The sequence below is a fragment of the Microbulbifer mixtoriginis (SeqCode) genome (genome assembly GCF_052466765.1).
Genome location: NZ_CP174289.1, coordinates 1,929,842 through 1,940,000 on the forward strand (window position 1 = coordinate 1,929,842; position 10,159 = coordinate 1,940,000).

Annotated in this window: 8 protein-coding genes, 3 tRNA genes and 2 rRNA genes (1 of these 13 only partly in view); 1 reads left to right on the forward strand and 12 read right to left on the reverse strand. The window is 49.2% G+C overall.

Going from position 1 to position 10,159, the window contains the following annotated elements; genetic code table 11:
* Window positions 1–8: 8 nt before the first annotated feature.
* The 10 genes from ACJJIV_RS08580 to ACJJIV_RS08625 form a co-directional block, all read right to left on the reverse strand.
* Window positions 9–82, reverse strand: a tRNA-Gly gene (locus ACJJIV_RS08580).
* Window positions 83–142: 60 nt separating this feature from the next.
* A tRNA-Tyr gene (locus tag ACJJIV_RS08585) sits at window positions 143–226 on the reverse strand.
* A 111-nt stretch (window positions 227–337) separates the two neighbouring features.
* A tRNA-Thr gene (locus ACJJIV_RS08590) sits at window positions 338–413 on the reverse strand.
* A gap of 192 nt (window positions 414–605) precedes the next feature.
* Window positions 606–1,280, reverse strand: a complete 675-nt coding sequence (locus ACJJIV_RS08595; protein WP_444891419.1) for an SPOR domain-containing protein — start codon at window positions 1,278–1,280, stop codon at window positions 606–608.
* 15 nt (window positions 1,281–1,295) lie between these two features.
* Entirely contained in the window at window positions 1,296–2,033 is a 738-nt protein-coding gene (locus ACJJIV_RS08600) for a type III pantothenate kinase (protein ID WP_444891420.1), read from the reverse strand.
* Window positions 2,030–3,031: a bifunctional biotin--[acetyl-CoA-carboxylase] ligase/biotin operon repressor BirA gene (birA, locus tag ACJJIV_RS08605; RefSeq protein WP_444891421.1), complete on the reverse strand. Its 1,002-nt coding sequence runs from the start codon at window positions 3,029–3,031 to the stop codon at window positions 2,030–2,032. The genes ACJJIV_RS08600 and birA overlap by 4 nt, the downstream gene beginning before the upstream one ends.
* Before the next feature lie 5 nt (window positions 3,032–3,036).
* Entirely contained in the window at window positions 3,037–4,149 is a 1,113-nt protein-coding gene (alr, locus tag ACJJIV_RS08610; RefSeq protein ID WP_444891422.1) for an alanine racemase, read from the reverse strand.
* Between the two features lie 25 nt (window positions 4,150–4,174).
* Window positions 4,175–5,365, reverse strand: coding sequence for an ABC transporter permease (locus tag ACJJIV_RS08615; RefSeq protein ID WP_444891423.1), 1,191 nt, complete (start codon window positions 5,363–5,365; stop codon window positions 4,175–4,177).
* A complete protein-coding gene (locus ACJJIV_RS08620) occupies window positions 5,362–6,117 on the reverse strand; it encodes an ABC transporter ATP-binding protein (protein ID WP_252084398.1) in 756 nt (251 codons plus the stop codon). The genes ACJJIV_RS08615 and ACJJIV_RS08620 overlap by 4 nt, the downstream gene beginning before the upstream one ends.
* Window positions 6,114–7,574 carry an alpha/beta hydrolase gene (locus ACJJIV_RS08625; RefSeq protein ID WP_444891424.1) on the reverse strand — a complete coding sequence of 487 codons (1,461 nt, stop codon included), beginning with the start codon at window positions 7,572–7,574 and terminating at the stop codon, window positions 6,114–6,116. Before ACJJIV_RS08625 ends, ACJJIV_RS08620 begins: the two co-directional genes overlap by 4 nt.
* Window positions 7,575–7,727: 153 nt before the next feature.
* Here ACJJIV_RS08625 and ACJJIV_RS08630 point away from each other — a divergent pair, with 153 nt between their 5' ends.
* Window positions 7,728–8,690 carry a hypothetical protein gene (locus ACJJIV_RS08630; protein ID WP_444891425.1) on the forward strand — a complete coding sequence of 321 codons (963 nt, stop codon included), beginning with the start codon at window positions 7,728–7,730 and terminating at the stop codon, window positions 8,688–8,690.
* A 788-nt stretch (window positions 8,691–9,478) separates the two neighbouring features.
* On the opposite strand, the gene rrf is transcribed toward ACJJIV_RS08630, so the two are convergent.
* Both rrf and ACJJIV_RS08640 read right to left on the reverse strand, forming a co-directional pair.
* Window positions 9,479–9,594: ribosomal RNA gene (gene rrf, locus ACJJIV_RS08635) — 5S ribosomal RNA — on the reverse strand.
* Window positions 9,595–9,798: 204 nt separating this feature from the next.
* Window positions 9,799–10,159, reverse strand: a 23S ribosomal RNA gene (locus ACJJIV_RS08640); it runs 2,521 nt beyond the window's last position.

The following is a 10,159-nucleotide window of genomic DNA, read 5'->3' on the forward strand; positions in this document are numbered from 1 at the left end:
CCCATAGTTGGAGCGGGCAGCGGGAATCGAACCCGCATCATCAGCTTGGAAGGCTGAGGTTCTACCATTGAACTATGCCCGCTTGCGGGAGCCTCCAGACAAAACTACCTGTCTTGCCGGCAACACCTTACGGTGTAAAAAATGGTGCAGGGGGGTGGATTCGAACCACCGAAGCTTTCGCGTCAGATTTACAGTCTGATCCCTTTGGCCACTCGGGAACCCCTGCCTCAATGCGGAGTGCATTTTCTACACCTTCCGCCGCGCTGTCAACATTTTTTTCTTTAAATTTCACAGACTTAGCTGAAAAATCCAATGTCGAGCAGCGCCGGGATAAAAATGGAGCTGGCGAGAGGAGTCGAACCCCCGACCGGCTGATTACAAGTCAGCTGCTCTACCAACTGAGCTACGCCAGCCCTATCCCGTCCATTGCCGAAGCTGAATAGTCACCCTCGTCAATGGAGGCGGGATTCTATGGGAAGTTATCCCGACACGCAACACCCTTTTTGCAGAAAAATCAGAATTTTTATGTCGCCTGTTGCCACGTATAGAAAAATACGGCGAACCTTGTTTCACGGCTGGGGACCTAGACCTCCAGCCCACCCCCATCAACCGGACACTTCTGCACAAAGATTACGGCGACGATCCAGCTCGGGATGCTCTTGCTGCAACTGCAACCAAAAATCCGGGGCTAAACTATCTGAGGCGCCTGGCGCCAATACGATCCAGCGTTCGGCGTGGGTCTGAGGCTCCTCGCGAAATTGAGCCCGTATGCCTTTCTCGATCAACTCACCTGTCAGAGATTCAGCACGCGAACGCTCACTGAAAATGCCAAAGGAAATACCATCTGCCAACGCACCTTTGGGGATCACATAACTATCTATTCCCTGTGCCTGCAATTCTCGTAAACGATTGTAGGCTTCTCGCCTGGAATTCAATGGTGGCAGAAAAACCCAGTACCGCATCTGCCCTTGCATCTCCACATCTCGCAATACGGCAGAAACCTGCAGGGACTTTAAGCGCTGTACTATCGCCTCTCCAAGTGACTCCTCCGCAAATGGGCCAAGCAAAGTGCAGAGCTGCTCAGTAGAGCTTGCCTTTGCGGGCGACACGGGAGCCACCGGCAGAGGAGATATCTCATTGACCAGGGCAATACTCTGGACCTGTACCTCCGCCCTTTTATCGGCAACCCTTATTCTCTCTTTATCAGAGGTTGAAGTACCAACAAACCAAGCAAAGACGCCGAAATTTAACAGTATTAAGAAAAGAGCTATCCAGCGCATAGGGTGTTATTTATTTCAAGGATTACTTAACGCCAAGCCATCCATTACCAGCTCAGGAACCAAATGGTGCTCCCGCTGATAAAGAGCTGACAGCACTGGGGCATCGCCGCCTGTCAACCACAACAGCGGTTCTTCAGCACAGTATCCACGCAACTCTTCCAGTGCACGATCGATGGCACCAAGTACCATAAGCAGGAGGCCTCGGTTTATGGCTTCATCGGTACTGCGGCCTGCACCGAGGGACTCCGTTAGAGCAATATCCTGCGCACTTTTAGCCGCATGAGTATCCAGATACAAAGAACGTTGCATAAGGCCGACACCAGGGACAATGTAGCCCCCCAAGTGACGCCCGCTATTGTCGACCAAATCCAGAGTGACCGCGCTGCCGCAGTCGACAATTAGGGCCGCCTCCCGCTCTCGATCATAGGCAGCCAGCATAGCCAGCCAGCGATCAGTGCCGAGCAGGCGGTGATTATCATAGCCACAGGCTACTCCAGCACATTCCAGCAGTACCTGAGAAAACTCCACCTCAAGTGAAAACAACTCCTGAATATGCCCGATCAGCGTCTCCGCAACTTGCGGTCCGGCCACATTGACCACGCGTACTCTCCGCGGATCCAACAGATCCCACCCATCGGGCAAATGCCCATCGCGCAGATCGGCAGTCATAAAGCTACCCCTGGCACTTACCTGTACTTCATCTAACAGGCGCCACTTGCCCCGGGTATTACCGATATCCAGTTCGAGAATCAAACCTGCCCCCGTAAAGAAATCTCACCACCATGGAAGTGTTGCACTTGCCCGCCCATATTTAACTTCAAAGCACCCTTTTCACTAACGCCAGCTGCAACTCCGCTCCAGGTTTGACTACCTGCCTGCAGAGTTACCTTTTGCCCAGCAAACTGATCCAGCTTCATCCAGGCTTCACGGTAAGCAACAAAACCTTGTTCGGTATAGCTGTATAAAAGCGGTAGCAGCTCAGTCAGAATCGCTGCCACCAGTTGATTGCGAGATATTCCGGGCTTCACTTGTTGCAAGTCTGCCCATGGCTGATCTATTTCCGTGGCAATCTCACTTCGCAAGCCACTATTTAAGCCAATACCAATCACCACAGCACAGCGATCCGTAAGATCGCCTTTAAGCTCCAGTAAAACACCGGATAACTTTCGACCGCGACACCAAACATCATTTGGCCATTTGAGGCGAACATCTGGCACCGAAAAGCGCTCCAATGCCCGGGCAATAGCCACCCCAACGGCGAGGCTCAACCCTTCGAGGCATTGCACCCCCCCATTGAACTCCCACCCAATGGATAGGCTGATGCCCGTTCCATAGGGGCTAACCCATTGCCGACCACGACGACCGCGGCCGGCACTCTGCCGCTCGGAGAGCAGTGCAACCCCATGCCCTCTTCCCTCCTCCATGAGTGATAGCAACTGGGTATTGGTGGAGTCGACCTCATCAAATAGCATCAACTCTCGCAATAGCACCCCGGCTTGCTCACCCAATGTGCTGTAAATTTTTTCTGAGGACAGGAGCTCCAAACCACCAGGCAAGCGGTAGCCTTGCCCCTTAATGGACTCCAAAGCCAATCCGTACTGCTCTAGCTTCTGTAACTGTTTCCAAACCGCAGCCCGGCTTACTCCTAGAGCCAATCCGAGCGCCTCGCCAGAGTGCGTCTCGCCATCAGCCAATAATTCCAAAACTGGGCGCAATGGTTCCAGTGGACTTTTCTTAATAGTGTCTAGCAAGGTAATTAACTTTTTATATAGCGACGGAAATAACGGTGCCCTAAGCTGGTCAGCACTTCATAACCTATGGTGCCAGCGTATTCAGCCACCTCATCTACCGTCAGGTCTTTATTCAGTATCTCAATTGATTGGAGGGATTCCCGCTCCTCTTGAGAGAGAGCAGAAATATCAAATGTTGTGGAATCCATGGAAATCCGGCCAATTATCGGCAGTTGGCGGCCATAGGCCCAGCCACAACCGCGCCCTCCCTGAGCCCGGATTATCCCATCGGCATATCCACCACGGGCTACCGCCAACCAGCTGCCCGCTGCTATTTGTTGGGTAGCTCCATAGCCTACCCATTGTTCACGACTGACAAATCGCTTTTGCACGATAGGCAGACTGAGTGCCACAGCTGAGCGCATAGGGTTTGTGGTCCCGGGTATTGGATTGACGCCATAAAGCGCAGAGCCCGGCCGCGCAATATCAAAGTGATACTCTTCACCTAGGAAAATACCCGATGAATTGGCGAGACTCAGCTGAACCTCAGGGCACAGGGCCCTCAACCTTTCCCCAGCCGCTTTAAAGCTACGCAACTGAATATTGTTTTGTGGATGCTGGGGTTCATCCGCACAGGCAAGGTGGCTCAGCAAAATACGAATATCCGCCGAGCGCAACAACTGACTATCTCTCAGCAGTAGGTCAAACTCTTCGGGAGACATACCCAGGCGAGTCATACCCGAATCTATCTTTACCGCACAAGGCGCCTTAATCCCCTCGCTAACGGAAATATCCACCCAGTTGCGCAACTGCTCTAGTGTGAAAAGTGTCGGCATTAATCCTGCGCGTGCACATTCTAGCTCTGCCCCGGTGCGCACCCCGGTCAAGATAACAATGCGAACGTTATCACCTAACTCTTTACGCAGGCGTTCCCCTTCCGTTTGCGTTGCCACAAAAAAGTCTCGGCAACCCTGTCTATACAGAGCCGGCACTACCTGATTCATACCAAGGCCATAGGCATCCGCTTTGACTACTGCGCCACAGCGAGTACCCGCGGCCAGTCGCTTAGTCAGATCCAGGTAGTTGTCAGCAATGGACTGCAAATTGATACTCAGCAGCCCCTCGCGAAAATCGTTCATGCCATTACAACTCTCAGTTCACCAGCTAGGTTGCCCCAAGTAAGCTTTCACGCCGTAAAGCACGGGCACCTACTAATATACACAGCCCGACCAAAGAAAGGGTGACCAGGGAACCAGCTATCACCAGGGAGACAGAAACGGACTCCCCAGCCATTAATGCACTCAACCACTGCTGCTGCCCGATAAGTGGAGTCAACTGCCACAAGGGCGAGTCCAGTTCAATATTGGACAACTTCAATACAATTAACAGTGTGACAGGTAGAGCCTGTAAAATACTCAGCTGAATCTGGGCATCTTTAAAGGAACGGGAACGCAGAGATAGCAGAATCTGCAATACCGCAACCAGAAGTGCTAAGGGCAGTAAAATAAGACTTATCGCCATCAGTTCATTGATGCCAGCTGAAAAGCGGACACCAATCTCAGCCAAGGGAAGCAAGCCAAGTGATACAGTTAAAACTGCCAGAGAAAGAAGTGCACCAAACCAACCAATACTGGTAACGGCTACAGCTTTCGCCACCACAAGTTGCCAGCTGCTTATAGGCTGCTGTAATAATACCTCGATGGTCATGCGCTCACGCTCCCCAGCAGAAGTATCAATAGAAGGGGCCGCACTACACACTAGCAGTGCCATTATCAGTAACAAGGGAACCATCAGCCCCCAAATTGCCAATCCTCGACTGGACGGCGTACTGACATCCCGCACCTCAAGCTGCCACGGTGCTAAAACCTGAGTTGCTAAACCTCTGGCTGCTAAACGCTGCCGCACAATCACCTGCTGAAATAGCGCCAACTGCTGCTGCACCAGCTGTGCAGCACGCCCCGCAGACTGATCTGCACTATTTACATACAGATAAATCTTGGGAGACAACAGGCTTCGATAATCTTCAGTAAAGTTTTGCTCTATTCGCAGAACCACATCATATGTATCTGCTAAAAGCGCTTGAGGAGCCCCATCTTGCAAGCGCTCAATTCGCAAGTCCCCTGTCTGTAACTGCTCCTCCAACAGCGGCGCATACTCAGCCCCAATAATAGCTACATCAAAGGAGGTATCAGACATTACCTTCAAAGATAAAGCGCCACTACTAATGATCAGCACAGGGAACAATAAGGTGAAACCTAGTGTGATCATTAGGGCGCGTCGATCACGCCAAACTTCGCGTAACTCTTTAAGAAGTAATGCTCGCATCTGCAAAGAAAATAGATTTTTAAAACTCATCCTACCGGCTCACCGCATTTGTCTTTTTCTAACAAATTCCCATAGGCAAGCTCCACAAAGCTATCCTCAAGGCTTGCGGAGCCAGTCTGTTGCATAAGTTCATCCGGGGTCCCGCTCCCCACTATCGAACCTCCCGCCATAACTAGAACCCTGTCGGATAGCTCGAGCACTTCAGCCATAATATGGCTGGAAAATAAAACAGCAGTTCCCTCTGCCCTCAAGCGCAAAAGCGTCTTACGTAACAGGCGAGCAGCAAGTATATCCAACCCCCGGGTTGGCTCATCGAGCACCAAGTGACTCGGACGATGCACCAATGCTCTAGCGAGAGAAACTTTCATCCGCTCTCCCTGAGAAAACCCCTTGGTTCGGCGATTCCACAGGTTCGATAGTTCTAATTCTTCCTTAACCGATTGCAGTGCAAATTCTAATTCTGACCCAGTCAGCCCTTGAGCACAGGCAAAAAAGGATAAATATTCTGCAACAGTGAGCCGCTCATAAAGCCCCTCCCTATCACCTACAATACCAAGCTGCCTACGAGCACCTTTTGGGTTTTTACAAGGGTCTATATCACCAACAAAAACTTTGCCGCTATCTGCATTCAAAAGACCGGCAATTATTCTCAGGCACGTGGTCTTTCCAGCACCGTTAGCACCAAGCAAGGCCGTTATCTCACCATCTGGCACAGAAAAGCTAAGATTGCGCAGTATAGAAACCCCAGAAAATTGCTTATTTACCCCCTCAACCTTAATCACAGTGCATTCTCCCCAAGCTTTCCACTTGTAGTGGTAGGCGCTACGCGCTGCATTATCTCTGGCCCATAAATTCCACTCACAAACGGTGGCCTGTGAATTTCATCAACACAAGTCGTTGCCAATTCTCTCCCTGAAGAGTCCAGGAACTCTTCGATTAACTGCGGTACACAACCTCTCATGGAATTAATATGACCACCGCTAGCAATGATTAAATGCTGTTTATTGGTCAAGTAGCCAAGTTGTTTTTCGGCATATCTTGGAGGTGTTATTGGATCGGCTTCCCCGGAAATTAGTAAAACCGGGTGCTCTCTATGTTGTGGTTTAGCATAGGAGCGATCGGCAACAGGCCAAACTTCACAACCACGTTCAAATATCTCAAGAAAAGCATTTCCCGCAAAAGACCCATTAGTATCAGCTAAAATCTCCTCCTCACTGATACGGGATAATTCTTCCGCACAAGCAATAGAAAGCGTTAAGCCAAGGAACATACCTAAAGCTGACTCGGGAAATAAACCAGTAATACCCGCAAGCGGATAATAATTCCCCAAGCCAGCCTGCTGAATAGCAAAGGGTAATTGCGCAGCAGCTTCTGGAGAGTAAAGGGCGGCACGTATGGTATTTTGTAGCACCCAACGAGACATTGAATGCTTCATTGGCTTTCCTGTCACAGGATCAGGGAAATCCATGGATTTAGACTCATCCCATTGACTTAATAATTTATCCAATACCTCCCTCCAGTTTCCAAACTTAGAGCAGCTCAGCTCTAAGCTGCAATCACGCATCAGTATTTGAATAGCGTCTTCCGCAGCTGCCGCACTTAGAAAGACTTTAGTATCGATAGGTGCAACCGCATCGAGCACCAATGTTTTCAAACTGTTCGGATGCCACTGTTGATAAAGAAGTGCTGTTCGGGTCCCCCAAGATCCCCCCCAAAGAGATATTTGCTTGTGATTAAAATACTTTCGTACCTTTTCCAGGTCCTCAACCGCTTGTCGACTACTCAATGAATTAGCAAAAGTAGCCTGCTGTAGATAACACTGCTCCAATTCTTTGGAAATCAGTGATAAATCCATTGGTGTATGCCGATCTATACCACAATCAAATGACCGAGAGTGCCCGGTTCCCCTCCGGTCAACCATGACTATTGCCCGGTTCTGATTAATTTTTCGGAATGTGTGCAATAGCGGAATCAAACCACTCGCGGCCTGACCTGGACCACCAGCAAGAAGATATAAAGGCTCTCGCTGCGTCTCATCTAGAGCCGGTGAAACAAATACTGCTAAATTTACCTTGCTATCTCCGTGCCCCACTGAAATTCGCTCGCACCTTAATGGGTGCCGCCAACCATCCAAATAGCATTCCTGCGTATTAGACAATTCCTTTGCAGTTATTACCGGCGCTATTAACAAGACGCTTAATATGGCGATAGCAGTTCGAAGACTGTTTACCCCTAACACGTTATTATTCTCCTTAACCTATGGTGCCAAGCTTCGCAGTGTATCCAACTTCCAACATCTCTGTCCCCAGCCACTCAATCTCGAAGAATTGCATTAGCACCCATCTGCTCTGAGTGGTAAGGTTTCAGTTTTAGCTTGCCCATGACTGCACCCATGAGCTTTTCAGACCGTGAAAAACACTTAATTCGAGCCGCTTTTGCCTGGGGCCAGATCACCCAGCAGGAGGGCTATACACTTTCTGACCTTGAAATTGAGAAGTCTGTACTTTTCCGTCGCTTACTTGGTGGCCGACCAGCACTGGCTTTTCCTCCCCCCCTGCGCCACGGTTTTCCTTGGTATGAAGTTATTGAGGGGCGTGCTGAGCATATCGTCAGTGCTTCTGAAGCATCTCCCGAGTGCAGTATCATCGCGCCAGGATGTAAAATTGGTGAAACTTGCATACTTATTGATGGCGCTTTTTGGCGAGTGGTTGAAACCATTTCTGAGCGGGAAGAATATATCGTTGAGTGGGGACTATACCCCATGCAATGGCGATTAAAAAAACACTGGGAAGTCAATTATGAGATGACCCAACAACTACACAGCTTCCGCAGAGACAACCCCACCGCCAAAGTCTCCTTTGACAATTACCTTAGCCAAAGAGACTATCGAGAATTCCGTATTGATGACGATCAAACTGTCTGGTTGTGTGAGTGGCAGCTTAGCCGTATAAGCCTCCCTGGCTGGGTTTGGGTAGGTACCTTACTATCCCCAACCGACACAGATTTTGCTCCTGTCGACGAAGACTCTCTCGGCCCTATAGTCTTTGGAGAACCTGGAAAGGAAGCCGGTATTGCCTGGCTCCGTATAGAAGAAGCTGGCGCCGAAGCTCGTTTTGTCAGGCTCAATGGCACACATGATTACCAATCCCTCTCCAATGCCAGTGCAACCCACCTAAAGGGCTTGTTACATAGTCTGCAGGAGACACAGGAAGATATTGAGATAATAGACTGCCAGGCAGGTACAGTTATTCGGCACTTTACTCTTCCCTCAGCTCTTGTTCCCCTTGATGAATTACGCTTGAAAGAAATGCAGTATGATCTAGTTCCGGACAATGCCTATGAGCAGGTAAATTAATTCAAGTTGTAAGTACTTTCTGAAGCCCCTCTCTAGGGGCTTTTTATTACTCCCCTTTTACACACACCCGAACATCCTTCCAAGTTACCCACAACACCAAGGCATATTTCTGTTTCCTGCTGATGACCATTCCATTAACAGGCTGTTACTAACAGAATCCATGGATAGAGCTGTGTATAACTCAGGGATATCCACGCTCAGGCCCCTGTTTCCGCGGGGGCCTTTTCAACGGGTAAAAAAACACCAGCCATTTATCCACTGTCCACCGCTTGGCGTTATTAACAGAAAGTCTGGATAGACTTGTGCATAACTGCGGTATATCCGCGCTAGGCCCCGTGGTTGCACAGGTTCATTAAAACGTGCAAAAAATCACCGGTATTTTTATTGGTATTTCTGCGCCGTTTTTTTCAACGCAATAATTTTTCTAGGTTAAAGAGCACTTTTTAATTTCAGGTATTTTTTTGGTGGTGCCTGAGGTGCAGATTAAATAAAGCGCGTTATTTTTTTGTATTTCCATTTTTTCCTTACAGAAAAAATTTAAGAAAGTGCTTTATTTATAGGAGGGAAGGCTCTTCGGAGCTTTTTAGAGCCTGCGCTTTTTTCATTAGCTTTTACCGAGTTGGATTTTTCGGCGGGAGTGTTGCGAGTAAAAATTCGATTGGGCTTTTTATTTTTTCTGCACTTTGAATTTATTTTTTTATTCTCTGTTTTTATTTTTTGATGCATTCAATATTTTTTTGCACATAAAAAAAGGGCCACCCTATTGGGTGGCCCTTTTCGGATTAGAAGCCTGACGATGACCTACTCTCACATGGGGAAGCCCCACACTACCATCGGCGATGTTGCGTTTCACTTCTGAGTTCGGCAAGGGATCAGGTGGTTCCACAACTCTATTGTCGTCAGGCAAACTGGCTTGGGTTGGCGTTGGTCTTATAAGCAATTTTGCTTGGCCTACCGTGTTATCGCTGTTTGCCTCGGTCTGCTGACCGGCGATAACCCCAAATAAGTCGGTAAAACAATCTGTAGTAATACACCGCAAGCGATCATTGTGTGTCTTTCATTCCACAATCCGCTAGCTTAGCTAGTCGTTAGTAACCATCTCTGTTGTATGGTCAAGCCGCACGGGCAATTAGTACTGGTTAGCTCAACGCCTCACAACGCTTCCACACCCAGCCTATCAACGTGGTAGTCTTCCACGGCCCTTTAGGACTCTCAAGGAGTCAGGGAAATCTAATCTTGAAGGAGGCTTCCCGCTTAGATGCTTTCAGCGGTTATCCCGTCCGAACATAGCTACCGGGCAATGCCACTGGCGTGACAACCCGAACACCAGAGGTTCGTTCACTCCGGTCCTCTCGTACTAGGAGCAACTCTTCTCAAATTTCCAACGCCCACGGCAGATAGGGACCGAACTGTCTCACGACGTTCTAAACCCAGCTCGCGTACCACTTTAAATGGCGAACAGCCATACC

What these genes read in the sequence shown, in the direction of transcription:
- ACJJIV_RS08615 (WP_444891423.1), bottom strand. Translation starts at nt 5,365, where the DNA reads ATGAGTTTTAAAAATCTATTTTCTTTGCAGATGCGAGCATTACTTCTT.
- ACJJIV_RS08630 (WP_444891425.1), top strand. Translation starts at nt 7,728, where the DNA reads ATGAGCTTTTCAGACCGTGAAAAACACTTAATTCGAGCCGCTTTTGCC.
- ACJJIV_RS08595 (WP_444891419.1), bottom strand. Translation starts at nt 1,280, where the DNA reads ATGCGCTGGATAGCTCTTTTCTTAATACTGTTAAATTTCGGCGTCTTT.
- alr (WP_444891422.1), bottom strand. Translation starts at nt 4,149, where the DNA reads ATGAACGATTTTCGCGAGGGGCTGCTGAGTATCAATTTGCAGTCCATT.